Source organism: Curtobacterium sp. 9128 (assembly GCF_900086645.1).
Classification (GTDB): domain Bacteria; phylum Actinomycetota; class Actinomycetes; order Actinomycetales; family Microbacteriaceae; genus Curtobacterium.
The window spans coordinates 3,513,464-3,537,992 of record NZ_LT576451.1; the positions used below are offsets into that span (position 1 = coordinate 3,513,464).

25 protein-coding genes are annotated in these 24,529 nt (G+C 70.5%); 16 read left to right on the forward strand and 9 right to left on the reverse strand.

Features of this window, described 5'->3' with window-relative positions; translation table 11 throughout:
- Positions 1-4: 4 nt before the first annotated feature.
- Positions 5-532: a hypothetical protein gene (locus QK288_RS16700; RefSeq protein WP_281265391.1), complete on the reverse strand. Its 528-nt coding sequence runs from the start codon at positions 530-532 to the stop codon at positions 5-7.
- 272 nt (positions 533-804) lie between these two features.
- On the reverse strand, positions 805-2,307 hold the full coding sequence (locus QK288_RS16705) for an alpha-N-arabinofuranosidase (RefSeq protein ID WP_281265392.1): 1,503 nt from the start codon (positions 2,305-2,307) through the stop codon (positions 805-807).
- Positions 2,308-2,506: 199 nt separating this feature from the next.
- Between QK288_RS16705 and QK288_RS16710 the strand changes: the two genes are divergently transcribed.
- The 3 genes from QK288_RS16710 to QK288_RS16720 are packed head-to-tail and all read left to right on the forward strand — an operon-like array spanning position 2,507 to position 5,792.
- Positions 2,507-3,874, forward strand: coding sequence for an extracellular solute-binding protein (locus tag QK288_RS16710; RefSeq protein ID WP_281265393.1), 1,368 nt, complete (start codon positions 2,507-2,509; stop codon positions 3,872-3,874).
- A 36-nt stretch (positions 3,875-3,910) separates the two neighbouring features.
- A complete protein-coding gene (locus QK288_RS16715) occupies positions 3,911-4,876 on the forward strand; it encodes a sugar ABC transporter permease (RefSeq protein ID WP_281265394.1) in 966 nt (321 codons plus the stop codon).
- Position 4,877: 1 nt separating this feature from the next.
- Positions 4,878-5,792, forward strand: coding sequence for a carbohydrate ABC transporter permease (locus QK288_RS16720; protein ID WP_281265395.1), 915 nt, complete (start codon positions 4,878-4,880; stop codon positions 5,790-5,792).
- 182 nt (positions 5,793-5,974) lie between these two features.
- Here the strand turns inward: QK288_RS16720 and QK288_RS16725 are convergent, their stop codons facing one another.
- Positions 5,975-6,724 carry a hypothetical protein gene (locus QK288_RS16725; protein ID WP_281265396.1) on the reverse strand — a complete coding sequence of 250 codons (750 nt, stop codon included), beginning with the start codon at positions 6,722-6,724 and terminating at the stop codon, positions 5,975-5,977.
- 28 nt (positions 6,725-6,752) lie between these two features.
- Complete coding sequence (locus QK288_RS16730) at positions 6,753-7,589, reverse strand: siderophore-interacting protein (protein WP_281265397.1); 837 nt, start codon at positions 7,587-7,589, stop codon at positions 6,753-6,755.
- 28 nt (positions 7,590-7,617) lie between these two features.
- Here QK288_RS16730 and QK288_RS16735 point away from each other — a divergent pair, with 28 nt between their 5' ends.
- The 4 genes from QK288_RS16735 to QK288_RS16750 are packed head-to-tail and all read left to right on the forward strand — an operon-like array spanning position 7,618 to position 11,688.
- Positions 7,618-8,697 carry an iron ABC transporter permease gene (locus tag QK288_RS16735; RefSeq protein WP_281265398.1) on the forward strand — a complete coding sequence of 360 codons (1,080 nt, stop codon included), beginning with the start codon at positions 7,618-7,620 and terminating at the stop codon, positions 8,695-8,697.
- Positions 8,694-9,797, forward strand: coding sequence for an iron ABC transporter permease (locus tag QK288_RS16740; RefSeq protein ID WP_281265399.1), 1,104 nt, complete (start codon positions 8,694-8,696; stop codon positions 9,795-9,797). Before QK288_RS16735 ends, QK288_RS16740 begins: the two co-directional genes overlap by 4 nt.
- Complete coding sequence (locus QK288_RS16745; protein ID WP_281265400.1) at positions 9,794-10,672, forward strand: ABC transporter ATP-binding protein; 879 nt, start codon at positions 9,794-9,796, stop codon at positions 10,670-10,672. The genes QK288_RS16740 and QK288_RS16745 overlap by 4 nt, the downstream gene beginning before the upstream one ends.
- Before the next feature lie 11 nt (positions 10,673-10,683).
- Positions 10,684-11,688 (forward strand): ABC transporter substrate-binding protein, encoded by a 1,005-nt coding sequence (locus QK288_RS16750; protein WP_281265401.1) that lies wholly within the window; start codon positions 10,684-10,686, stop codon positions 11,686-11,688.
- 144 nt (positions 11,689-11,832) lie between these two features.
- Here the strand turns inward: QK288_RS16750 and QK288_RS16755 are convergent, their stop codons facing one another.
- Positions 11,833-12,096: a hypothetical protein gene (locus QK288_RS16755; RefSeq protein WP_281265402.1), complete on the reverse strand. Its 264-nt coding sequence runs from the start codon at positions 12,094-12,096 to the stop codon at positions 11,833-11,835.
- Positions 12,097-12,228: 132 nt separating this feature from the next.
- On the opposite strand from QK288_RS16755, the gene QK288_RS16760 reads away from it, so the two are divergent.
- Both QK288_RS16760 and QK288_RS16765 read left to right on the forward strand, forming a co-directional pair.
- Positions 12,229-12,402, forward strand: a complete 174-nt coding sequence (locus QK288_RS16760; RefSeq protein WP_281265403.1) for a CsbD family protein — start codon at positions 12,229-12,231, stop codon at positions 12,400-12,402.
- Positions 12,403-12,571: 169 nt separating this feature from the next.
- Positions 12,572-13,552, forward strand: a complete 981-nt coding sequence (locus QK288_RS16765; RefSeq protein WP_281265404.1) for an alpha/beta hydrolase — start codon at positions 12,572-12,574, stop codon at positions 13,550-13,552.
- Between the two features lie 31 nt (positions 13,553-13,583).
- Here the strand turns inward: QK288_RS16765 and bla are convergent, their stop codons facing one another.
- Entirely contained in the window at positions 13,584-14,483 is a 900-nt protein-coding gene (gene bla, locus QK288_RS16770) for a class A beta-lactamase (RefSeq protein ID WP_281265405.1), read from the reverse strand.
- Positions 14,484-14,570: 87 nt separating this feature from the next.
- Here bla and QK288_RS16775 point away from each other — a divergent pair, with 87 nt between their 5' ends.
- Both QK288_RS16775 and QK288_RS16780 read left to right on the forward strand, forming a co-directional pair.
- Complete coding sequence (locus tag QK288_RS16775; protein WP_281265406.1) at positions 14,571-15,458, forward strand: LysR family transcriptional regulator; 888 nt, start codon at positions 14,571-14,573, stop codon at positions 15,456-15,458.
- The gene (locus QK288_RS16780; RefSeq protein WP_281265407.1) at positions 15,448-16,350 is read left to right on the forward strand and encodes a serine hydrolase; all 903 of its coding nucleotides are present in this window, start codon (positions 15,448-15,450) and stop codon (positions 16,348-16,350) included. The genes QK288_RS16775 and QK288_RS16780 overlap by 11 nt, the downstream gene beginning before the upstream one ends.
- Positions 16,351-16,379: 29 nt before the next feature.
- Here QK288_RS16780 and QK288_RS16785 read toward each other — a convergent pair whose 3' ends face one another.
- Both QK288_RS16785 and QK288_RS16790 read right to left on the reverse strand, forming a co-directional pair.
- Positions 16,380-16,754 carry a VOC family protein gene (locus QK288_RS16785; RefSeq protein ID WP_281265408.1) on the reverse strand — a complete coding sequence of 125 codons (375 nt, stop codon included), beginning with the start codon at positions 16,752-16,754 and terminating at the stop codon, positions 16,380-16,382.
- A gap of 105 nt (positions 16,755-16,859) precedes the next feature.
- Complete coding sequence (locus tag QK288_RS16790; RefSeq protein ID WP_281265409.1) at positions 16,860-17,564, reverse strand: WYL domain-containing protein; 705 nt, start codon at positions 17,562-17,564, stop codon at positions 16,860-16,862.
- A 39-nt stretch (positions 17,565-17,603) separates the two neighbouring features.
- Between QK288_RS16790 and QK288_RS16795 the strand changes: the two genes are divergently transcribed.
- Positions 17,604-18,185 carry a hypothetical protein gene (locus tag QK288_RS16795; RefSeq protein ID WP_281265410.1) on the forward strand — a complete coding sequence of 194 codons (582 nt, stop codon included), beginning with the start codon at positions 17,604-17,606 and terminating at the stop codon, positions 18,183-18,185.
- A 126-nt stretch (positions 18,186-18,311) separates the two neighbouring features.
- On the opposite strand, the gene QK288_RS16800 is transcribed toward QK288_RS16795, so the two are convergent.
- Complete coding sequence (locus QK288_RS16800; protein ID WP_281265411.1) at positions 18,312-19,793, reverse strand: mannitol dehydrogenase family protein; 1,482 nt, start codon at positions 19,791-19,793, stop codon at positions 18,312-18,314.
- A 146-nt stretch (positions 19,794-19,939) separates the two neighbouring features.
- Between QK288_RS16800 and QK288_RS16805 the strand changes: the two genes are divergently transcribed.
- The 4 genes from QK288_RS16805 to QK288_RS16820 all read left to right on the forward strand — a co-directional run bounded on the left by QK288_RS16805 (position 19,940) and on the right by QK288_RS16820 (position 24,511).
- Positions 19,940-20,578, forward strand: coding sequence for a TetR/AcrR family transcriptional regulator (locus QK288_RS16805; protein ID WP_281265412.1), 639 nt, complete (start codon positions 19,940-19,942; stop codon positions 20,576-20,578).
- 74 nt (positions 20,579-20,652) lie between these two features.
- A complete protein-coding gene (locus tag QK288_RS16810; RefSeq protein ID WP_281265413.1) occupies positions 20,653-23,289 on the forward strand; it encodes an MMPL family transporter in 2,637 nt (878 codons plus the stop codon).
- Positions 23,290-23,804: 515 nt separating this feature from the next.
- On the forward strand, positions 23,805-24,248 hold the full coding sequence (locus tag QK288_RS16815) for a MarR family transcriptional regulator (protein ID WP_281265414.1): 444 nt from the start codon (positions 23,805-23,807) through the stop codon (positions 24,246-24,248).
- Positions 24,249-24,298: 50 nt separating this feature from the next.
- Positions 24,299-24,511 (forward strand): hypothetical protein, encoded by a 213-nt coding sequence (locus tag QK288_RS16820; RefSeq protein WP_281265415.1) that lies wholly within the window; start codon positions 24,299-24,301, stop codon positions 24,509-24,511.
- Positions 24,512-24,529 lie beyond the last annotated feature (18 nt).

Sequence of the window (24,529 nt, forward strand, 5' to 3'; positions counted from 1 at the left end):
CGCGTCACTCGAGCGTCGCGACGCCCCGCCGGAGCACTTCCCGCGCGGCACGCGCCCGCGGGATCACCCACACCGCGCTCCACGTCGCGAGCCCCGCCCACAGCGCGAGCAAGATCGCGGTGAGCACGGGCGGCTGCTGATCACGCATCGACCACGTCATCGCTCCCCAGCACACCGCGAGCACGATCTTCCCCCAGCCCGCGACCTGCTTGTCGGCCTCGGCCTGGACGAGCGGGATCCACACCGAAGCGGGAACACCGGCGGGCACCTCGCCCTCGGCCACCCACCGCTGCACCGCGACGACGCGCTCGTACCCGCCCCCGAGGCGCCACGAGCGCACGGTCAGGAACGCCCCGATCGCTGCCCCGGCGGCACCGACGGGGATCGCGACGGCGACGAGCACCCCCGTCGTCGCACCGGCCCACGGCGACACCAGGAGCATCACGAGCACGACGGCGAAGGCTGCTCCGGCCACGCCGGAGCCGACCAGCCGCATCCGGCCGGCCTCATCGATCAGTCCGACGCCGCGCATGCCATGGACGGTACCCGCTCCGGACGGGAGGCTCGTGGCAGTCCGGCACCGAGCCTCCCGTCCGGCGGCGCGCGCGTTCGCACGGATCACGCGCGTTCCTGCGCATCACGCGCGACATGGCCCATCACGCGCGACCTGGCCCATCACGCGCGACATGGGAAGCGGAAACGCGCGTAGGGGGCCGAAAAAACCGACCTCCTACGCGCGTTTCGACTTCCTACGCGCGGAAGCGCACGCCCGAGCAGACGCGCGGAAGCGCCCGCCAGCGCGCGCTACCCGATCGAGAGCGCCGTCCAGCTCACCGGGGGGAGCTCGATCGTGACGGTGTCACCCTCGCGGCGAGCCGTCTCGTTCGTGCGGAGCCCGACGCGCGACGTGTTCGCCAGGTCGTTGACCGCGTGCAGGTCGTCGTCCCAGACGCCCTCGGCGTGCACGTCGCCCTCGACGGACAGCCCCGACAGGTCGATCGTGACCGTCGTGCTCTCGGAGGGGTGACGGTTGACCAGGAACACCGCGGCCTTGCCGTCCTCGATCGTGGCGGCGGAGTCCACGACCGGGACCTCGCCGTACGTGCCGCCGTCGACCGTGTCACCGGACGCGATGACCTGCAGCGAGGTGCCGTGAGCGAGCCGCGACGTCACCGAGAACGGGAAGAAGGTGGTCTGGCGCCAGGCCTCGCCACCGGGCTCGGTCATGATCGGGCCGATCACGTTGACGAGCTGTGCGATCGACGCCGATGCGACACGGTCGGCGTGGCGCAGCAGCGAGATGAGCAGGCCACCGACCACGACGGCATCGGCGACGGTGTAGATGTCCTCGAGCAGGCGCGGTGCGACCGGCCACTCGTCGAGGGTGAACTCCTTCTGCTGCTCGTTCCACTTCGAGATCGACCAGACGTTCCACTCGTCGAACGAGATGTCGATGCGCTTGTCGGACTTCTTGTGCGCCTTGACGTGGTCGGCCGCGGTGGTGACCGTGTCGATGAAGCGGTCCATGTTGACGCCCGACGCCAGGAAGGTGGCGAGGTCGTCGCCCTCTTCGTAGTAGGCGTGCGCGGAGATGTAGTCGACGTCGTCGTAGGCGTGCTCGAGGACGGTGCGCTCCCACTCCCCGAACGTCGGCATCGACGCACCGGACGACCCGCAGATGACGAGCTCGAGGTCCGGCTGGATCTGGCGCATGCCCTTCGCCGTCATCGCTGCGAGCTTGCCGTAGTCGTCGGCGTTCTTGTGGCCGAGCTGCCAGGGCCCGTCCATCTCGTTGCCGAGGCACCACATCGTGACGCCGAACGGTTCCTCGCGGCCGTTGCGCTTGCGCTCCTCGGAACGGGCGGTCCCGCCGGGGATGTTCGCGTACTCGAGCAGCTCGATGGCCGCCTCGGTGCCGCGGGTGCCGAGGTTGACGGCGAGCATCATCTCGGAGCCGACCGAGTCGAGCCACTGCTGGAACTCGTGCAGGCCCACCTCGTTCGTCTCGGTGGAGTGCCAGGCGAGGTCGAGGCGACGGGGGCGCTCGTCGACCGGGCCGACGCCGTCCTCCCACTTGTAGCCGGAGACGAAGTTGCCGCCGGGGTAGCGGATCGTGGTAACGCCGAGCTCCTTGACGAGCTCGATGACGTCCTTGCGGAAGCCGTGCTCGTCGGCGCTCCCGTGCGCGGGTTCGTGGATGCCGTCGTAGACGTGGCGGCCGAGGTGCTCGACGAAGCCACCGAACAGCCGGCGGCGCACGGGCCCCACCGTGAACGCGGAGTCGAGGACGAGGTGTGTGCGGGGCATGGATCTCCTTCGATCTGCTGGGCATCAGGCGTGCAGTGGCGGCCCGACTCGAAAGTGAGCGCTCACCCATCCGTAACGCTACCGGTATCCACGGCAGTGCGAAAGGGCTGGCGCATCACCGAGTCGCGGGCTAATGTGAGCGCTCACGGAGCACCTGCCCTGGTGTTCTCAGCCCGGCCCATCCCGATGGAGTGATGCCATGCCGAATCGACCCGTCCCACCCGTCCCACAGCTCCGAGGCGGCGCCTTCACCCGACGGAGCCTCCTCGCGGCCGGTGCCGCAGCGGCCACCGTGCTCCCCCTCGCCGCGTGCTCCAGCCCGATCGCCGCTGGCCTCGCCGGCAGCGCGCTCAACCCCGAGACCCTCGTGTTCTGGAACCTCTTCGGTGGCGGTGACGGCGCCCGCATGCAGGAGATGGAACGCGGGTACGCCAAGCAACACGGCGGATCCAGCTCGCTGCAGGCGACGACGTTCGCGTGGGGCAACCCGTACTACTCGAAGGTCACACTCGCCACCGTCGGGAACAAGCCGCCGGACGTCGCGATCTCCCACCTGACGCGTGCGAAGCCGCTCTGGGACGGCGACCTGCTCGACCCGATCACGTCCGACGACCTCGCCGGCGTCGGCCTCGCTGCGAGCGACTTCAACCAGAAGGCATGGACGGCGCAGAAGACCGACGGCAAGAACATCTGCGTGCCGCTCGACACTCACCCCTTCGTGCTCTTCTACAACGTTGACGTGTGCCAGAAGGCCGGCCTGCTCGACGGTGACGGCAAGCTCAAGGACCTCACCGGGCTGGAGGCGTTCGAGAGTGCCCTCGCCGCGGTCGCGAAGGTGACGGGCGGCACCGCGCTCAACGTGGCGAACGTCAGCGAGATCGCGACCCCATGGCGCTTCTTCTGGACGATGTACAACCAGATCGAGGGCGCGACGCCGTTCATCAGCGACGGCGGCGCGAAGCTGACCGTCAACGAGGACGCGTACACGAAGGTCACCGAGATGACCCAGAAGTGGGTGAAGAACGGCTGGCTGAACAAGGGCCTCGACTACGCCACCGCCCAGACCCTGATGTTCACCGGCAAGGCCGGCTTCTTCATGCAGGGCGAGTGGGAGATCAGCACGGCGCAGTCGATCAAGGGCCTGAAGTTCGGCATGGCGCCGATCCCGCAGCTCTTCGACAAGCCGGCGACCCAGGCCGACTCGCACACCTTCATCCTGCCGCGGAAGGACCGCACGCCGGAGCAGAAGAAGGCGGCGATGCTGTTCATCAAGCAGATGCTCGAGCAGAGCATGACGTGGGCGCAGGGCGGCCACGTCCCCGCGTACCTGCCGACCTACGACAGCTCCGCGTACAAGGAGCTCACGCCGCAGTCGAACTACGCATCCGCTGCCGAGACCGCCGTGTTCGACGACGCCGCCTGGTACGGCGGATCCGGTTCCACGTTCGAGAACACCGTCGGCGCACAGCTCGCACTCGTCCAGCAGGGCTCGAGCTCCCCCGCCGCCGCCATGAGCGCGATCAAGTCGCAACTGTCGACCTACCTCAACACCCCGAGCCCGCTGTGAGCGGCGACGTGAACACCCCGCGAAAGGCACGATGACGTGACTGCAGCACCAGTCCTCACCCGTCCCACGGGAGCGGCCACCGCTCCCCGTCGAGTCCGCACCTACCGCACCAGCCTCACCCGCGGCCAGGGCCGCAGCGGCTGGCTCTTCCTCGCCCCGTTCGGCCTGTTCTACCTGGCCTTCCTGCTCGGTCCGACGATCTGGATGATCGTCACGAGCTTCTTCAACACCTCGACCGTCCGCACGGGCCTCGGCAGCTTCGCCGGGTTCGCGAACTACGCGGAGATGCTCGGGCGCGCCGACTTCTGGTCGTCGCTGTGGCACACCCTGCAGTTCACGCTCTACACGACGCCGCCACTCGTCATCCTGGCGTTCGTCTTCGCCGTGCTGACCAACCGGATGAACCGCGGCCAGTGGTTCTTCCGACTGGCGTTCTTCCTGCCCTTCATCCTGCCGTCGGCGACCATCTCGCTCATCTGGGTGTTCATCTTCACGCCGAGCACCGGCCTGTGGGCGAGCGTCCAGTCCCTGCTCGGGATGACCCCGGGTGCCGGTGTGCTGGCGAGCCCGAACACCGCCATGATCGGCGTCGCGATCGCCACGGTCTGGTGGACCCTCGGGTTCAACTTCGTGCTGTACCTGGCGGGGCTGCAGGAGATCCCCCGCGAGCTGTACGAGGCCGCCGCCGTCGACGGTGCGTCCAGCTGGCAGCAGATCAAGTCGATCACGCTGCCGCTCCTCGGCCGGACGACGACGCTCGTCATCCTGCTGCAGATCATCGCGAGCCTGAAGATCTTCGACCAGGTGTACCTGATGACGAACGGCGGGCCTGGCATCTCAACCCAGGTCTCGCTGCAGCTCATCACCGGCGTCGGCTTCACCGACAACCGGCTCGGCGCGGCATCGGCCGCGTCGGTGCTCCTGTTCATCGTGATCGTCGCGATCGCGGTCATCCGGCAGATCGTCGAACGCGCTGCCGCCAAGCGAGAGATCGGGGCCTGACATGACCGCCACCGAGAGCATCACCACCAGCCGGCCGAAGCTCCGTTCCGGCGTCTCGGCCGCCGCACCCGCGAATGCCGCGAAGATCGGTGTCAGCGGCAAGGGGTTCAACATCACGGCCGCGATCATCCTGACGGTGTTCGCGATCATCTGGCTGATCCCGAGCCTGTTCGCGCTGAAGACCTCGTTGTCGGACAACGGCGTCGCGGCACTGGGCGCGAACTCGATCCTGTCGAACTGGAACCCGACGCTGCACTCCTACGCGGCGCTCTTCCAAGCCGGCGACATCTGGAACTGGTACCTCGCGAGCGGCATCACGAGCGTCGTCACGGCGCTCCTCACGGTGCTGTTCGCGTCGATGGCTGCGTTCGCCCTGTCCCGGCTGGTGTTCCGCGGCCGGAACCTCGCGTTCCTGCTCATCATCCTCGGGATCATGATCCCCACCCAGGTGCTGATCATCCCGATCTTCCAGGAGCTCAACGCCGTCAACCTGCTGAACACCTACTGGTCGGTGATCTTCCCGCAGGTGCCTGCCGTGATCGCGGTGTTCATCTTCAAGCAGTTCTTCGACGGCATCCCGCGTGAACTCGAAGAGGCCGCGCGCATCGACGGCGCGAACATCTGGAAGGTCTACTGGTCGGTCATCCTGCCGCTGTCGCGGCCGGTGATCGCGGCGGTGACGATCCTGACGTTCGTCGGGGTCTGGAACAACCTGCTCCTGCCGCTGTTCGTCCTGTCCAACCCGGACCTCATGACCGTTCCGGTCGGTCTGGCGACGGTCCAGGGCAGCTTCGGCCAGCGCTACGCCGACATCCAGGCCGGCGCCATCCTGGCGGCGTTGCCGCTGATCATCCTCTACCTGATCTTCCAGCGGCAGATCGTGGAGGGCGTGACGGGTTCCGGCCTCAAGGGCTGACGCGACCCAACATCGGACTGGAGGCTCGGTGCCAGCTGGCACCGGGCCTCCAGTCCGTCACCGGGTCCCGTCGCTCCCGCCAAAGCGACAGTTCTCCGCCGAAGTTCGGCGGAGAACTGTCGCTTTGGCGAGAGGGAGCGGCAAGCGGCGTCGGGCGGCACCGGCCGGCGGGCGGCGGCGCCTCAGGGGGTGGGGGTGACCGTCCAGGTCCCGTTGGTCTGGACGGCCATCACGCCGGGCAGGTCGACGTCGAAGGACTCGGTGAACGCCCCGGTGTTCCCGAACAGCTGCGGGTTGGCGGACGTCGTGAACACCCGTCCGGAGAACGAGTCGTCCGGTCCGCTCGGCCGGTAGTCGACCGTCACGTGCGAGACGTCGTCGGAGAAGAAGAGCACCGCGGGCCCGGTCCCCGACTGCGACCCGGACACGTACGGCAGGTCGTTCCAGCTGCGCAGGGTCACCGTCCACGGGCCGTCGGCCTCGACGATGATCGTCTGGTCCGGGGAGTCACTCTGCAGGACGCCGGTCAGGAACGAGCCCCGCAGCGGCGCGGTCGCGCGTCCGAACGGCGACATCCGACCAGGGGCGGTGACGGTCGCGGTGCCCGTGCAGGACGAGCAGTCGAGCTCGACCACCACGGCGAAGTCACCGTCGGCGTGGAAGGCCACGTTCGACGACCCGGTCCCCGAGGCGGTCGCGGACACGCCGCCGGAGACCGTCCCGGCGTCGACGGTGTCCGGGAGGGCCTCCGCGATCGCCGGCGTCGTCGCCGTCGGGGTGGGGGTGGGGGTGGGCGTCGGCGTCTGGGCCCGCGACGGCGTCCGCGTCGCCGGGGCCACGTCGGGCTGTCCTGATGCCTGCGCGCACCCGCTCACGAGCAGCACTACTGCCACGAACCCGCCGACCACCGCTGTTCCCCGCACCGTCCCCATGCGCACAGCCTGGCACGATCCCGCCGGGTCAGGCCGGGACCGGCTCCTTCGCCTCGCGCTTCCAGAAGCCGGAGAACGTGATGCGGGACTTCGGCAGCCCAGAGCGGTGCAGGTGGCGACGGCCCTCGGTCGCGAGGGTGGACTCCCCCACGACGAACGCGTAGGCGTCCTCGTCGGTGGGCGTGTGGCGCCGGAGTTCCTCGAGCGCCGCGGCTCCGGGGACCGCGTGGAAGTCGTCGCGGACGAGCCACGTGACGGTGACACCGGCCGGTGCGTCGAGCGGGCGGATGTCCGCCGCGACCGGGACCTCCTGGATGATCCGACCGACCGCGTCCCGCGGCAGCGACGCCGCGATGCCGACCACGCCGGGCAAGCCCGTCTCCTCGGCGACGACGAGGACCTCGCTCGCGTCGTCCGGGCAGTCGAAGATGCAGCCCTGGTCGAGCATCGCCAGTTCCTGTCCGGGACGGGCGGTGCACGCCCAGATCGCCGCACGGCCCTCGAGCGACCCGTCCGCGCTCGTGTGCACGACGAAGTCGATGTCCAGCTCGGCCTGGGTGACCGCGGTCGCCGGGCGGAAGGCGGCGACGGTGTAGTTCGCGCAGTGCGGGCGGGTCTCCTCGGGGATGGCGAGGAAGGTCGGCCACCACTTCGTGCCGTCGAGCTCCGGCAGGCGGAACGCGTCCTGGTGGGGGTGCTGCATGAACAGGCGGAACCAGTGGTCGAACCCGAGGTACCCGAACTCGTGCAGGTCGTCCCCGGTGACCGTGACGCGGTGCATCGACGGCGTCACACGTTCGGTCCGGACGACCCGGGCACGGAAGAGCCGGGGGTTCACGGGCAGGAGCCGCGGGTTCTTCGCCATGAGGCAAGGCTAACCTAAGATGGTCCGCGTGCCAGCCCCCACCCCCGCTCTCGCCGCCCCGGTCCGCGGCGCGCACGACCCCGGCGTCGGTGCCGCCGGCGTCCACCGGACGACGACCAGGCGGCGTACCGCGATCGTCCTCGGCATGGTCGTCGCGCTCGCGCTCGTCGTCGTCGCCAGCATGCTGCTCGGCAGCAACCGGATCGGTGTCGACCGTGTCCTCGCCGGGCTGATGCACACGGGGTCGAGCACCGACGACGCCATCGTCTGGGGGTCGAGGATCCCGCGCACGGCGATCGGCGCCGCGGTCGGTGCGGCGCTCGGGATCGCCGGACTGCTGATGCAGGGGCACACCAGGAACCCGCTCGCTGACCCCGGCCTGTTCGGGGTCTCCGCCGGCGCCGGTCTCGCCGTCGTGATCGGTGTCTACGTCTTCGGGATCACGAACACCGGCGTCACCGTGTGGTTCGCGCTCGCAGGTGCCGTCGTGGCGAGCGTCGTCGTGTTCTCGGTGACGATCGCGGGCAGCGGGACCGCCAGTCCCGTGCCGCTCGCCCTCGCCGGTGCCGCGGTCTCGGCGCTGCTCGGCGCACTGACCTCGTTCCTGGTCCTCACCGACCGCGACTCCCTCGACGCCTACCGACTGTGGGTCGTCGGCTCGCTCTCCGGCCGCCAGATCGACGTGCTCCAGGCCGTGTGGCCGTTCCTCGTCGCCGGGCTGGTGCTCGCCGTCCTGAACGTCCGGTCGCTCGACGCGCTCGGGCTCGGAGCGGACCTCGCGAAGGGGCTCGGCGAGAACGTGCTCGTCGCCCGGCTCGTCGGACTCGGCGGGATCACGCTGCTCGCCGCAGGGGCGACCGCCGCCGCCGGGCCGATCGGGTTCGTCGGGCTCACGGTGCCGCACGTCGCCCGGGCGCTCGTCGGCACCGGGCACCGCTGGGCGCTCCCCGCATCCGCACTGCTCGGGGCGGCGCTCGTGCTGCTCGCCGACGTCATCGGCCGGCTCGTCGGGGGCTTCGCCGAGGTCGAGGTGGGGATCATCCTCGCCGTCATCGGCGGTCCGGTCTTCGTCGCGGTCGCCCGCCGGCGATCGCTGGTGTCGCTGTGAGCGCCGTCGACACCGCGCGTGCGGCCGACACCGCCGACACGGTGCGCGCCACGCGCCAGGGCATCAGCATCGGGCCCGTCGGGCTCGCCTGGCGCCCCAGGGTGTTCTGGCTGACGATAGCCGCCGTCGCCGCCGCGCTGCTGCTCGTGGTCCTCGGCGTCGCGATCGGCTCGACGTGGATCGCACCGGGCACGGTCGTCCGGTCGCTGCTCGGCCTGGGCACCGGCGCCGATGCCTTCATCGTCCAGACGCTCCGGCTTCCCCGGGTCCTCACCGGCGCGCTCGTCGGGCTGACCCTCGCGGTCGCCGGTGCGCTGACCCAGACGTTCACGCGCAACCCGCTCGGCACGCCGGACATCATCGGCGTGACCTCCGGGGCGAGCGTCGGTGCCGTGGCCGCGGTCGTCATCGGCGGTGGCACCTACGCCGTCGGTGCCGTGGTCCTCGGCAGCGGCATCCCCGTCGCCGCCACGATCGGCGCGCTCATCGCGGCGGCCGTCGTGTACGGGCTCGGGTGGCGCGGCGGCGTGCAGAGCTATCGGCTCGTCCTGGTCGGCATCGGGGTGAGCGCCACACTCGACGCGGTCACGAGCTACCTGCTCGTCCGGGCGCAGATCACCCAGGCGGCCGCGGCGTCGCAGTGGCTCGTGGGGAGCCTGTCGAGCACCTCGTGGGCGAGCGTCTGGCCGCTGCTGATCGTCGCCGCGGTTGCGGTCCCGATCGCGCTGGCCACGAGCGCCTCCCTCGGCATCGGGCAGCTCGGGGACGAGGTCGCCGTCGGCGTCGGACTCGCGATCCAGCGACACCGCCTGCTCGTGATCGCGCTCGCGGTCGTCCTCACCGCCGCCGCCGTCGCCGCCGCGGGGCCGGTCGGCTTCGTCGCGTTCGTCGTGCCGCAGATCGCCCTGCGCCTCGCCGGCACGAACCGTCCGCCGCTGCTGCTCTCCGCGGCGCTCGGCGCGGTGCTCGTCCTCGCCGCCGACCTGCTCGCCCGCTCGGCGTTCCCCTGGCAGGTGCCGGTCGGCATCGTCACGACCGTGATCGGCGCTCCGTACCTGATCTGGCTCCTCATCCGTCACCGCAAGGAGATGTCCCGATGACGACACTGCACGACACCACGACGACTGCACCGCACGACAGCGCCGTCGCGACACCGCCCGTCCTGGAGGCGCGCGGCCTGTCCGTCGGCTACGACCGCCGCGCCGTCCTCAGCGACCTCGACCTGCGCATCGAGCGCGGCACCGTGACGACGTTCCTCGGCGCGAACGGCTGCGGCAAGTCGACGCTCCTGAAGGCGTTCGGGCGGGTCCTCAAGCCGATCGCGGGCGAGGTCCACCTCGACGGCGTCCCGATCCGCAAGGAGCCGAACCGCGCCGTCGCCCGGAAGCTCGCGATCCTGCCGCAGTCCCCCGCTGCCCCGGCCGGCACGAGCGTGCTCGACCTCGTGATGCGCGGCCGGAACCCGCACCAGTCCTGGGCACGCCCGTGGACCGCCGAGGACGCCGGTGTCGCCGAGGAGGCGATCGCCGCGACCGGCCTGACCGAGGTGGCGCACCGCGACGTCGCGAGCCTGTCCGGCGGGCAGCGGCAGCGGGCCTGGATCGCGCTCGTGCTCGCCCAGCGCGCCGACACCCTGCTGCTCGACGAACCGACGACGTACCTCGACCTCGCGCACCAGCTCGACGTCCTGCGCCTGGTCCGGCGGATCAACCGCGACCAGGGATCGACGGTCGTGATGGTCCTGCACGACCTGTCGCTCGCAGCCAGGTACTCGGACCGGCTCGTCGTCCTGCACGACGGCGGCGTGGTCGCGGACGGCTCCCCGGTGGACGTGCTCACCCCCGAGGTCCTGCAGTCGGCGTTCGGGCTGCACGCGCGGGTCGTCCCCGATCCGGTGACCGGCGCGCCCATGGTCGTGCCCGAGGCGGACGAGCACGACGTCTCGGGACTCGCGGCCGACGCAAACTTAGGTTAGCCTCTCCTAACGTGAAGCTCCGTACCGTTCTCCTCAGCGCAGTGGCCGCGTCGGCCCTGCTCCTCGCCGGCTGCTCGTCCACGGGCGCCTCCGACTCCGCGGGCTCCGGCTCCAGCTCCGCGGCCGACGGGGGTGCGTGGTCGTACAAGGACGCCACCGGCACCACCGTGAAGGTCGACCACACGCCGAAGCGCGTCGTCGTGCTCAACGACATCGCGATCTCGTTCGTCGAGTACGGCCTGCACCCGGTCGGCACCTTCGGCCAGATCCCGATGACGCAGGACAAGCGGTTCGACGGGCTCGACACCGACGGCATCACGCAGCTCGGTACGGCGTACGGCGACATCGACCTCGAGAAGCTCGCCGCCCTCAAGCCCGACCTCGTCGTCACGTCGGTCTACCCGAAGGACGAGCAGGGCACGCTCGACTCCTCGGAGCCCGGCTACGGCTTCAAGGACACGGCACAGCAGAAGCAGATCCAGGCGATCGCTCCGGTCGCGCAGGTGAAGTGGGGCGGCAAGGGCCTCGACGTCATCAAGGACATCACGGGCCTCGCCGAGTCCCTCGGAGCCGAGCAGTCGAAGGTCGACGCCGCCGAGAAGCGGTTCGACACCGCGAAGACGAAGCTCGAGTCCGCGGCGAAGGAGAGCGACCTCACGGTCGTGTCGATGTACGCCGACGGCGACGGCGCGTACGTCACCCGCCCGGCCGACGAGCCGACGCTGCAGATGTACACCGACTTCGGGGTCGACCTGGTGAACCCGAAGCCGAAGGGCTTCTACTGGGGCATCTACAGCTGGGAGAACGCGGGCCAGATCACCGGCGACGTGATCCTGCTCTCGCAGCAGGGCTACCAGGTCGCGGACCTCGAGAAGCAGCCGACGTTCGCGGACAACAAGGCGCTCGTGGCCGGTCAGGTGCACAGCTGGACGTTCCCGGCGCTCGACTACGCCTCGCAGGCCGACTACATGACGGACCTGGCCGGGTGGCTGTCGGACAGCAAGAAGCTGTCCTAGGACGCAAGCAACCGACCTCGCTAGCTCGGTCGGCGCTGGCGCCGCGCGCCGCTGGCGCGTCGCATCATGCGAGCGCGCGCGGACGGGAGGCACGGTGCCAGCTGGCACCGTGCCTCCCGTCCGTCTCGGCGCGGTCGCGAGCCGTCAGTCCAGCGGGAGCAGCGGAGCCCAGAACGCATCGGGGCCGTCGGCGACGACGGCATCCGTCTCGAAGCGGAACCCGTAGTCGCGGACGAACTCGGCCGCACCGGCGACCTCGTCCTGGGCGTCGTCGCGGTCCGGCTCGAACAGGTACACGCCGTGCCCCATCGTCACCCCGCTGTCGCTGATGACGGAGAGGTCCCAGCGACCCGGCTCTGCTCGTTCGATGCGGACGACGGCGGCCTGCGCCTCGGTGAAGTCAGCCATGCCCGTGAGCGTACGTGGTGCGGCTGCGCTGTGCCCCGATCGCCGTCCCCCGGACCCCGAGAGCGCACCGAGCACGTCGGCATACGGTCGGCTCCACCGAAGAACTCCACCACGCGAGGAAGGGAACGAACCATGTCACTCGGAGACAAGGCGAAGGACGTCACGCAGAAGGTCGTCGGCAAGGCCGAGGAAGCCGTCGGCAAGCACACCGACGACGCCGAGCTCACCCAGCAGGGCCAGTTCGACCAGGGCAAGGCCGAGGACCGCCTGCAGACGGAGAAGGCCAAGGACGACACCGGACACTGATCGTCCGGACTCGATCCGCGGAAGGCGGCTGCACCGACCTCGTCGGTGCGGCCGCCTTCGTCCGTCGACGGCGTCGGGGGTCACGGGGAGCGGACTGCCCGCCCGCTGACCCGCCCGTCGACCCGACCGACACCGTGCGCTTCGTGCCGGGGACCGGTAGGAACGAGGGATGACGCAGGGCGGGTGGACCGAGGACGTCCTCGGCGCGCCGTACGAACGGCTCGAGCTCCCGCTCGGCGAGGACCTCGAGGGACCGGTCGTCGCGACCCTCGTCCGTCGGCGACGATCACCCGCCGACCTGCTGCACGCCCGCGGGCCGCTGCACGGGGTCGATGTGCTCTACGTCCACGGCTGGTCGGACTACTTCTTCCAGACCGAACTCGCCGAACGCATCGAGCGGCTCGGCGCCCGGTTCCATGCGCTGGACCTGCGGAAGTACGGCAGGAGCCTGCGCCCGCATCAGACACCGGGCCACATCGGGGACCTCGCCACGTACGACGAGGACATCGGCGCCGCACTCGACGCGATCGCGTCGGAGCACCGCGGAGAGCGCCGCCTGGTGCCGATGGGCCACTCGACGGGTGGACTCACGCTCTCGCTGTGGGCGGCACGGCACGCGGAGCTCGTGTCCGGGTTGATCCTCAACAGCCCGTGGCTCGAGTTCCAGGCCGACTCCGCCGTGCGGGCGTTCATCGCACCGCTGGTCAAGCTCGGCGCCCGGCGGAACCCACTCGCGCCGCTGCCCGCCGTCGACCCCGGGTTCTACACGCGGACCGTCTCGGCGTCCGGCGAGGGGAACTGGACGTACGACCAGCGGTGGCGGCCGGAGCGGGGGTTCGCGCTGCACCCGGGATGGCTCGACGCCGTCTTCGAGGGGCAGGCCACCGTCGAGCGAGGCCTCGGCCTCGAGGTCCCTGCCCTCGTGATGCTCAGCGACAAGAGCATGCTGCAGCCACGGTGGGACGACGGCATGGCGCACGCGGACGTCGCGCTGAACGTCGACGTCGTGGCACGGCGGGCGCTCTCCCTCGGCGAGGAGGTGACCGTGCGGCGGCTCCGCGGAGCGTTGCACGACGTCGTGCTGTCCGCGGAGCCGGTCCGCGAGCGCGCCTACGACACGATCGGGCGGTGGGCCGCGACGCTCGGGTGAGCGTCGGCACAGCGCCCGCGCCGGTCGCTCGTCACCGCAGAGCGGCGACCGCCTGCTTCGTCGCCGCGGCGACCAGTGGGTCGTCGGCCTTCGCGTCCGACCGGTCTGTTGCCGTCATCACCACGACGACGATCGGTGCACGGCCGGTCGGGTAGACCACCGCGATGTCGTTCCGGACGCCGTACTCCCCCGTGCCGGTCTTGTCGGCGACCGGCCACGCGGGGTCGACCCCGGCGCGGACCGTGCCCGCCCCGGTGGTGTTGTCGAGCATCGTGTCGCGGAGGAGGGTCCGGTCGGTGGTGTCGAGCGTCTTCCCGAGCAGGACCTGCCGCAGGTCGGACGCGAACTGCGCCGGGGTCGTGGTGTCGCGGTCGTCGCCGGGGGTCGCCTCGTTCAGGTCCGGCTCGACGCGGTCGACGTTCGTGGTGCGGTCGCCGATGCCGCGGAGGTACCGCTCGACGGCATCAGGGCCGCCGACCCGTTCGACGAGCAGGTTCGCCGCGGTGTTGTCGCTGAACCGCATCGCGGCGTCGATCAGCTCGCGGACGGTCATGCCGGTGTCCACGAACCGGCTGGTGATCGGGGCGTACTCGAGCAGGTCGCTGCGGTCGTAGTGCACGATCGTGTCGAGGTCGGCGTCCGAGTCGTGGGCGAGCACCGCCGCGACGATGAACGTCTTGTTGGTCGACGCGAACGGGAAGCGTTCGTCCGACCGGTACGACACGCGGTGCCCGGACGCCGTGTCGATCGCGGTGACGCCGAGTCGGGCGTCGTGCTGGTGCTCGAGCGCCGCGAACGCGCGGTCGGTGGAGTGTGTGGAGACCGACGCGGGCGCGGAGGCGGCGGGCGCCGGTGACGCACTGCACCCGGTGAGCGCGATGGCCGTCGCGAGGACGATCGCTCCGACGGCGGTGCTGTTCCTGGTTCGCATGTCCCCAGCATCGTGCCCCGGTCCCATGCCGTCGAAGACCGAACGGCGCCGATCCATGCCACATCGGCATGGATTAGGGTGCACGGCATGGACCTCGTCGCCGCCTGCCGCGTGCTCGTCGAGGTGGAGGAACGCGGTGGCGTCACCCGCGCGGCCGCGGCGCTCGACATCGCGCAGTCGGTCGCGAGCCGCCGCATCGACGCCCTCGAACGACACCTCGGCGGCCCCCTGCTCGAACGGAGCTCCAGGAGCGCGGTGCTGACCCCGTTCGGCAAGGACCTCGTGCCGTCCGCCCGCCGGCTCGTCCGACTCGCGGACGAACTCGAGCTCGACGCCGACCGCGCCCGGCTCCGACCGGTGTCGATCGCCGTGCCGGAGACCTGCACGACCAGGGACCTCGCGGTCGCCGAAGCCACGGCGCGAGGGGCCGGCGTGCGGCTCGACCTGCGTCGGGAACCGCCGGCACGCCGGGCCGAGCTCGCGGCTGCGAGGACGGTGCGGGTCTCGATCGTCGCCGTCCCGGCCGCCGGCGCACGGTGGCGGGTCCCGCTCGGCGCAGCCGGCCGACGCCACAACGACCGCCCGCTCCGGCTGGAGGGGCTGCGCACCCGTCGCACGATCCGCCGGCACGACGACGACCACGGGAGTCGCCTCCGCATCGGACCGGAGGACGACGTCCCCCACGTCCGCGACGTCCTCGACCGTGCGGCGGAAGCCGCTGGGCTCCTGCCGTCCCAGCTGCCGACGGACGCGACGACGACGTCCTCGCTCGCCGCGGTCCTCGCCGACGGGGACCTGCTGCTGTGCTCGGAGGCGGAGTCCGTGGCGTACGGGTTGCACTGGCGACCGTTCGTCGGGACGCAGCTCGCACGCGGGTACGCCGTCCTCGCGGAGAGCGAGCACGACGCCGACGCGGTGCAGCGGGCGGTCGCCGACGAGCTGGCCGTCGCGCTGGGGGTGCCCGATGTCGGATGAACGGTTCCTCGCCGGGGTCCGTGACGAGCTCCGGGCGGCGGGTCTCCGCGCGTCGATCCTCGTCCGCGACCTCGACACCGGTCACGAGATCGCGCTCGACGCGGACGTGCCCCTCCCCGCGGCCTCGCTGACGAAGCTGCCGATCGCCCTCGCCGTGCTGGACCGCGTCGGGGACGGCCGGATCGATGGCGCGCAGACGGTGACCGTCCCCGCCGGGAACCCGACCGAGGGGACACCGGGCACCGGACGCTTCCGGCACGCGGCCGTGATCGCCGTCGACGACCTCGTGTCTCTCGCGCTGACGATCAGCGACAACGGCGCGGCAGACGCCCTGCTCGAGCTCGTCCCGCCCGCCGACGTGACGACGGACCTCGCCGCGCTGCACCTCACCGGCATCGCCGTCCGCCACCCGTTCCGCGACCTGTCCGACACCCCGCTCGAACGGTTCGCGCCCGACGAGGCACACCTAGCCCACACGCTCGCCATCCGCGGGTCGACACCGGCGCACGGGCACCCCGTCCGGCAGCTCGACGTCGCGCGGACCAACACCGGCACGGCACGCGCGTGGGTCGACCTGCTCGCCGCGATCTGGGACGAACGGGGCATCCGGCCCGCCGTCGCGTACCGGCTCCGCGAGCACCTGCACGGCAACGTCATCCGGCACCGACTCTCCCCCGACTTCGCGTCGGACGCTTCGACGTGGGCGTCGAAGACGGGGACGCTCCTGAACCTCCGGCACGAGATCGGCGTGGTCGAGCACGCCGACGGCTCCCGGTTCGCCGTCGCGGCGCTGAGTGCGTCCGAGGTGGCCGCTGGCACCCAGCCGGCTGCCGAAGCCGCCCTGGGCGCGGCAGCCCGCGAGCTGCACGACCGGCTCCGCGACCCGCGGTGAGGGCCGACGCCGCTCAGGCTGTCAGAGGCTCAGGCGGTCGGGCGGGAGAACAGGTTCACGAGGTTGCCGTCGGGGTCCCGGAACAGCGTCGACCGGTTGCCCCACGGCATCGTCGTCGGCGGCAGCACCACGTCGTCGAGGTCTTCCCGCAGCGCGTCGAACGCGGCGTCGACGTCGTCCACCAGGAACTCGACGACCACGCTGCCGTTCGACTGCGCGATCGGCGCGTCGCTCGCCAGCATCGCGACGGTCGCCGGGGACGCCAACGCGAGGACCAGGCCGCCGGTGACGATCTCCGCGAACACCGGAGCCGGGCGGTTCGCGGTCGTCCCCGTGACGCGCTCGTAGAACGCGGTCATGCGGTCGAGGTCGTCGGTGATGATGCGGATGGATGCGAACTGCATGGTGGCCTCTCCGTCGGCCGCGGTGACCGACGTCCCGAGCATGCTCCACCGTGGCGACACCGTCATGTCGGTGTTTCAGGAACCGGTTTTTCAGGAACCGGTGCTTCAGGAGCCCGGACGACCGAGCACCGGCCGGAGCACCCCGTGCGGGATGTCGAGCTCCTCGACCGCGATCGTCCGGGCCGGCGAGCGCTCCCCGGTCTCCTCGACGTGCAGCACTCGATCGCCGCGGAACACCCGGACGCCCTCGCGCAGGCGGCACCACGCGACGAGGTACCAGTCCTCGCCCTTGCCGATGTACCCGAGGGGCTCGACGAGGCGTTCGGACGCGGCCCCGTGTGCGTCCCGGTAGGTCATCCGCAGCACGCGCCCGTCGGTGAGTGCGTGCGCGAGCCCCGTCGGCGGTGCGGCACGGTACCCCGATTCCAACAGGTGCACCCTGCTCGCGAGCCGCGCCGTCCGTGCAGCGTCGTCCTCCGTCAGGACCGCCGTCACCTTGCGTGCGGCAGAGGCCGCCGCATCCCGGAACGGACTCCCCGCGAGCGCGCCGAGCCCGATCGACACGGCGAGTGCCTCGTCCACCGTGAGTCCGAGCGGCGGCAGCGTCGCGCGAGCGTCGATCGTGTAACCGCCGGTCCGCCCGGCGTCCGCCCAGATCGGGACGCCCGACTCCTGCAGTGCGCGGAGGTCCCGCTCGACCGTCCGCGTGCTGACACCGAACCGCTCCGCCAGCCGTGTCGCACTCCGACGGGCCGGCGCCGCGGCGCGGAGCTCCTCGACCAACGCGTACAGGCGGTCCGTCCGATTCACACCAGGACCATACGGCAGTACGGCGGCTAGCCTCGCGGCATGGGTCTCTCCGTCAGCGTCGACGACCGGATCCGCGCCCTCACGACTGCTCTGGCCGACGCGGTCCCGGGGAGCGTCGTGACACTCCGTGGATCGCGGGCAGCGGGCACCGAGGACGAGTTCAGTGACATCGACCTCCGGTGGGGCGTCGGCACGATCGGCGACCGCGCGCTCGAGTCCCTGCCGTCGGCGCTCGGCACGATCGGCACGGTGGAGTCACTGCGCCTCGATCCGGACGAGGAACGAGACCGGCGACTCGTCTTCGTCCGGTTCACCGACTGGTCGCTCTTCGAGCGCGTCGACCTCGAGGTGGCCGGCGGGTTCGGCGACCGGGCTCCGTCGTGGGTCCGCCCGTGGTCGCCGGCCGAGAGCGCACTCATGAACGCGGTTGCCGCGGTCAAGGCGGTCGGCCGCGGACGCGGCGACGTCGACGGACTCCTGGCACGAGGAGCGGCGCGACTCGGCGCCGCTCCCCTGACGGGATCATTGGCGGAGCGGATCGACGCAGTCGTCGATGCTGCGGTCCGCGCCGACCCGGCGCAGCGGGCACTGGCGGCCAGGGTCCGCGCGCTCGTCACGTGATCCGTGCCGGACGGGAGGCTCGTGGCGACGCCGCCACGAGCCTCCCGTCCGCCGTCGCACCCCGTCGCGGACGTCGCGCCCCGCGGCGACGGGGCGCGACGTTCGCGCAGGGGCGCGACCCGCGCGCTACGCGCGCGACAAGCGCTCCACCGTGGCGTGTGCGCCGTCGGCGATCAGTCCGTCGAGGGCGTCGCGGTAGGCCGCGACGAAGCGCTCGTCGTCGACGAGGTCGCCGAAGACCTGCCGGTTCGCGACGAAGGCGAGCCGGTCGTCCCGCTGCGTCATGGCGATCCGGTTGAGGGTCTCCGCGAGCCGGTCGACGATCTGGATCGGCTCGCCGGACTCGTCGGTTCCCTCGTCGTACCTCGCCCACGACGCGACGATGCCGGCGGACAGCGTGACCGGGCCGCCGGACGCGAGGTTGTCGCGGACGACGGGCAGCAGCCACTTCGGGATGCGGTCGCTCGACTCGGCGCAGAGGCGCGCGAGGGTGTCCCGTACCTCGGGGTTCTGGAAGCGTTCGATCAGCGTCGACTTGTAGTCCTCGAGGTCGATGCCGGGCACGGGCTGCAGCGTCGGGGTCGCTTCCTCGTCCATGTAGCGGCGCAGGAACGTCGCGATGGCGGGGTCCTGCGTCGCCTCGTGCGCGTAGCGGTACCCGGAGAGGTACCCGAAGTAGCAGAGGCCCTGGTGCGACGCGTTGAGGAGCCGGAGCTTCATGAGTTCGTACGGCTCGACGTCCTCGACGATCTGCACGTCGGCGTCCTGGTACGGCGGTCGACCAGCCGGGTGGTCGTCCTCGAGCACCCACTGGAAGAACGGCTCGGCGACGACGGGCCAGGCGTCCTCGATCCCCAGGTCGTCGCGCACCATCGCCCGGTCGTCGTCGGTCGTCACGGGCGTGATCCGGTCAACCATCGAGTTCGGGAACGACACGTGCTCGTCCATCCAGTCCGCGAACGCCGGGTCCTGCAGGCGGGCGTAGGCGGTGAACATGTCCCGGGCGACGTGCCCGTTGCCCTGGATGTTGTCGCACGACATGACGGTGAACGGCTGCTCGCCACGATCGCGCCTGCGGCGGAGCGCCTCGACGACGAGGCCGAAGACGGTGTGCGGCGGCTGGTCCCCGCGGAGGTCGGCGACGACGCCCGGTTCGTCGGCGACGAACTCCCCCGTGACGTGGTCGAAGTTGTAGCCGCCCTCGGTGATGGTGAGGCTGACGATCTTCGTCTCCGGGTTCGCCATCTTCTCGACGACGGCGTCCGGGTCGTCCACGGCGAGCATGTAGTCGACGATGCTGCCGATCACGCGGGTCTCGAGCGAGCCGTCCGGGTGCTTGAGGACCAGTGTGTACAGGCCGCCCTGGTCGGCCATCGCGGTGGCCATCCTGCGATCCTGCTCGAGGACCCCGACGCCGCAGATGCCGTACTCGCGGGCCTCCCCCTGCTGCAGCAGCCGGTCGATCACCATCGCCTGGTGCGCGCGGTGGAAGCCGCCGACGCCGAAGTGGACGATGCCGGCGGTGATCCCGGAACGGTCGTAGGTGGGGACGGCGATCCCGCTCGCCGCGATCTCGTCGAGGGTCTCCGGGGACAGGCGGACGGACATCGGTACTCCTTCGTACGGCGGTCGGGGCAACCGCCAGTCAACCACGAGCACACGTGTGCAGAACACCTGTTCCGCACGGGGTACGTGTCTGAAGATCCACTCCACATTGGTGCACTCAGTGCATCGATGCACTTAGTGTCTTCGATGTGACCCTCTCGATCGACCGTCGTGCCGCCCTCAAGGCGAAGCACCGCGCGGCGATCCTCCAGGCCGCTCGCGACCTCGTCGAGGAACGTGGCGATCGCGACTTCAGCGTCGACGACCTCGCCACCCGTGCGGACATCGCCCGCCGCACGGTCTTCAACCACTTCGGGTCCCTCGACGAGGTCCTGTTGGCGGTCTGCGAGCAGGAACTCTCGGTGATCATCGACCGGTTCCTGAGCGACGTCGCGAACACCCCGGTCGGCGACGGCAGCCGGGCGTCGATGTTCGACGAGCTCGAGTCAGCCGCACGCGGGGCGGACATCGCACCGGCGATCGCGAGCATGTACCGGATCCTCGGCGATCCCGAGAAGGAGAACCAGAAGGCCGCCGTGCTCATCCAGACGGCGTTCACCAGGGTCACCGAGCGCCTCCGGATCGAGGTCGCCCGCCGCTACCCCGGCGCCGACGAGCTCGACGCGTGGCTGCTCGTCGAGTCCCTGATGAGCGGGATCGTCGTCATCGCCGAACACTGGCTGCGAACGACCGGCCCGCGCCTCGACCAGGAAGCGCTCGACGACTGGGACGCCCTGCTCGGCAGGCTCGTGCACAGCGTCCGCAGCGGGTACATGCCCGCGCACTGAGACTGCACATCCAGGGGTCCACCGGCGTGCCCCGCCCAACCAGCACCACCACAACGAAAGGAACGGGGCACCGCATGGCCGGTCTGCTCTACCGCCTCGGACGATTCTCCGCTCGGCGGCATTGGCTCGTGATCGTCTCCTGGATCGTGATCATAGGGATAGCGGGCGGCACGTACGCACTGTTCGCCGGGTCCATCTCGTCGTCGATCACCATCCCCGGCACCAAGACGTCCCAGGTGCAGGACGAACTCGCGGACAAGTTCCCGAGCGCGAACGGCGGCAACGGCACGCTGGTCTTCGAGACGAAGAGCGGCGACGCGTTCACCGACGCGCAGAAGACCGACATCGCGGACTTCATGAAGGACCTCGAGGACCTGAAGGGCGTCAAGGGTGCGACCAGCGGCTTCGACACCCAGCAGCAGCTCGACGACCAGCGCCAGAAGCTCGTCGACGGGCAGCAGCAGATCGACGACGGTCGCACGAAGATCACCGACGGGCAGCAGCAGCTCGACGCGCAGAAGCAGCAGCTCGAGGACGGCAAGACGAAGATCGCCGCCGCCCAGGCGCAGCTCGACACGCAGAAGCAGCAGGCTGCGGCAGCCGGTGGCGCCGCAGCAGCCGCTGCCGAGGCCCAGCTCGCGCAGGCACAGGCGCAGATCGACGCCCAGCAGCAGCAGATCACCGCCGGTGAGCAGCAGATCGCCGACGCACAGAAGACGATCGACACGAACACGCAGAAGCTCGACGACAGCGAGCAGGAGCTGCAGCAGGGCACGAAGCTCCTCGACCTGTCGAAGGACATCCGCTTCGTCTCGAAGGACGGCAGCGCCGCGATCGGCACCGTCCAGTTCACGAAGTCCACGTACGAGGTCCCGCAGACCACGAAGACGGCCATCTCCGACAAGGCCGACTCCGCCGGCATCAGCGGTGTGAACGTCTACGTGTCGAACGACATCGCCCAGGGCGTGCCGTCCATCCTCGGCCCGGGTGAGATCGCCGGTGTCATCATCGCCGCGCTCGTGCTGTTCTTCATGCTCCGCACGGTCATCGGCGCCGCGGTCCCGCTCGTCAGCGCGCTGCTCGGCGTCGGCGTGGCGTCGCTCGCCGCACTGTCCTTCTCGAGTCTCGTCGAGTTCATCTCGGTGACGCCGGTGCTGGGGGTGATGCTGGGCCTGGCGGTCGGCATCGACTACTCGCTGTTCATCCTGAACCGACACCGGACCCAGCTGAAGCAGGGCATGCAGGTGCACGAGTCCATCGGGCTCGCCAACGGCACCTCCGGGAACGCCGTGGTGTTCGCGGGCGCGACCGTCATCGTCGCCCTGCTCGCGCTCAACATCACCGGCATCCCGTTCCTCGGCCTGATGGGCACGGTCGGCGCGGTCGCGGTCTTCTTCGCGATCTGCATCGCGACGTCGTTCACACCGGCACTGCTCTCGCTCATCGGCATGCGGATCCTCCGGAAGAAGGAACGCGCACGCATCGGCAACACGGGCTCGACGCGGGTCCCGAACAAGCCGATGTCGACCTGGCGCGCGATCGTCACCCTGGTGGCAGGGGTCGCCGTGCTCGGCACCATCGCCCTGCCGGCGGCGCAGATGCGTCTCGGCCTGCCGAGCGGATCGTCCGAGGCCGTCGACTCCAGCCAGTACAAGGCCTACAAGACCCTCGACAAGGAGTTCGGCGCCGGTCAGAACGGACCGCTCCTCGTCGTCGCGACCCTGCCGAAGGCCATCGACGAGGACGACGTCACTGCGACCGAGGTCACCATCGGCGAGGCGATCGCGAAGAACGACGACGTCGACGCCGTCCTGCCGATCGGCGCGTCGAAGGACCGCTCGATCATCGCCTTCCAGGTGAAGCCGAACGGCGGCCCGGACAGCGTGTCCACGGAGAACCTCGTCAAGGACCTCCGCGCGCAGAACGTGACCGTCGACGACGGCAAGGCATCGCTCGGCGTCGCCGGCAACGCGTCGGCCAACATCGACGTGTCCGAGAAGCTCGCGAACGTCCTGCCGCTCTACCTCGTGGTGGTCGTCGGCCTGTCGCTCATCATCCTGATCATCGTGTTCCGGTCCTTCCTGGTCCCGATCACGGCGACGGCGGGCTTCATCCTGTCGGTCCTGGCGTCCTTCGGTGGCCTGACCGCGATCTACCAGTTCGGCTGGCTCGGCAGCGTGTTCGGGGTGCACGACCCCGCACCGATCCTGAGCTTCCTGCCCATCATCGAGATCGGCATCCTGTTCGGGCTCGCGATGGACTACCAGCTGTTCCTGGTGTCCGGCATGCGGGAGGCGTACGCCCACGGCGCATCGGCGAAGGTCGCCGTCCAGCGTGGTCTGCACGCCGGCCGCGCGGTGGTCACGGCGGCGGCGATCATCATGATCTCGGTGTTCGCCGGGTTCATCTTCTCGGACTCCTCCACGATCAAGCCCATCGGCTTCGGCCTGGCGTTCGGCGTGCTGGTCGACGCGTTCGTCGTCCGCATGCTGCTCATCCCGGCGGCGATGCACCTGCTCGGCCAGAGCGCGTGGTGGTTCCCGAAGTGGCTCGACCGCATCGTGCCGGACGTCGACGTGGAGGGAGCGAAGCTCGAGCGCTCCCACCCGGTCGCCGGGCACGAGGACACCCACACCGGTTCGCACGCGCTCCCCGTCGAGCCCGACGCGAACGCGCACGAGTCCGGTCACCCGCCGGCGCACCGCGCGTAGCGACGCACCAGCCTGGAGGCCCGGTGCCGGTCCGTCGGACCGGCACCGGGCCTCCCGTCCGTGCGCCCACCTCTGCCGCCGCGCCCGCTCGCGCTGCCCAGCCCACGCTGCCCAGCCCACGCTGCCGACTCGGAACGACACCGTCGCTGTCGTACGACAGCGGTCCTGTCGCCCCTTGCGCGCGCAACTGTTGCGCCCGCGTGAGAACGACACCGTCGCTGTCGTACGACAGCGGTCCTGTCGCCCCTTGCGCGCGCAACTGTTGCGCCCGCGCTGCCGACTCGGAACGACGCCGTCGCTGTCGTACGACAGCGGTCTTGTCGCCCCTTGCGCGCGCAACTGTTGCGCCCGCGTGAGAACGACACCGTCGCTGTCGTACGACAGCGGTCTTGTCGCCCCTTGCGCGCGCAACCACCCGAGCAACCACCCGAGCGAGCACCCGTCCGCGCACCCAACCACCCGCCCGAGCCCCGACGCGCGCGCAATCGTTCGTGCGCGAACGGTACGCTGGGCGCATGGCGCAGACCGAGATCGACCCCCTCGCCCTCGACCGACAGCTCTGCTTCGCGCTCGCGGCCACGAGCCGCAGCGTCATCGGGCTGTACCGCGACCTGCTCGAACCGATGGGCCTCACGCACCCGCAGTACCTCGTGATGCTCGCCCTGTGGGAGCACGACCCCCGCTCGGTGCGCGAGATCGCCGGCGAACTCCGCCTCGAGTCCGCGACGCTCAGCCCGCTGCTCAAGCGGCTCGAGACCTCCGGCTACGTCAAGCGCACCAGGAGCAGCAGCGACGAACGACAGCTCGAGGTCTCCCTGACGACAGCAGGACGAGCACTCCGCGAGCGCGCCCGCTCGGTGCCGATCACCGTCGCGGACCGGCTCGGGTGGCCGCTCGACCGACTCGAACGACTCAAGGACGAGCTGACGGAACTCCTCGAACTCGTCGACACCGTGTGATCCGCATTCGTTCGTGCCATAATGATGAGTGCACGAACGAAAGGACCATCGTGGGACGCTTCGGCAGCTGGTACGAACGCTGGAACAGCACGCTCATCCGCAAGATGGGTCCGTCGCAGATCGGTGCAGGGCACCCGGAAGGCGTCGACGACCGCAGCGTCGACCGCCCGTGCCCGATGTGCGGCGCGGCGCTCTCGCGACACCAGGTGATCCGGCCGGAGGGGCAGGTCCGGTCCTCCACGCTGGTCTGCCCACGCGACTGAGCCCACCAAGACCGGGCC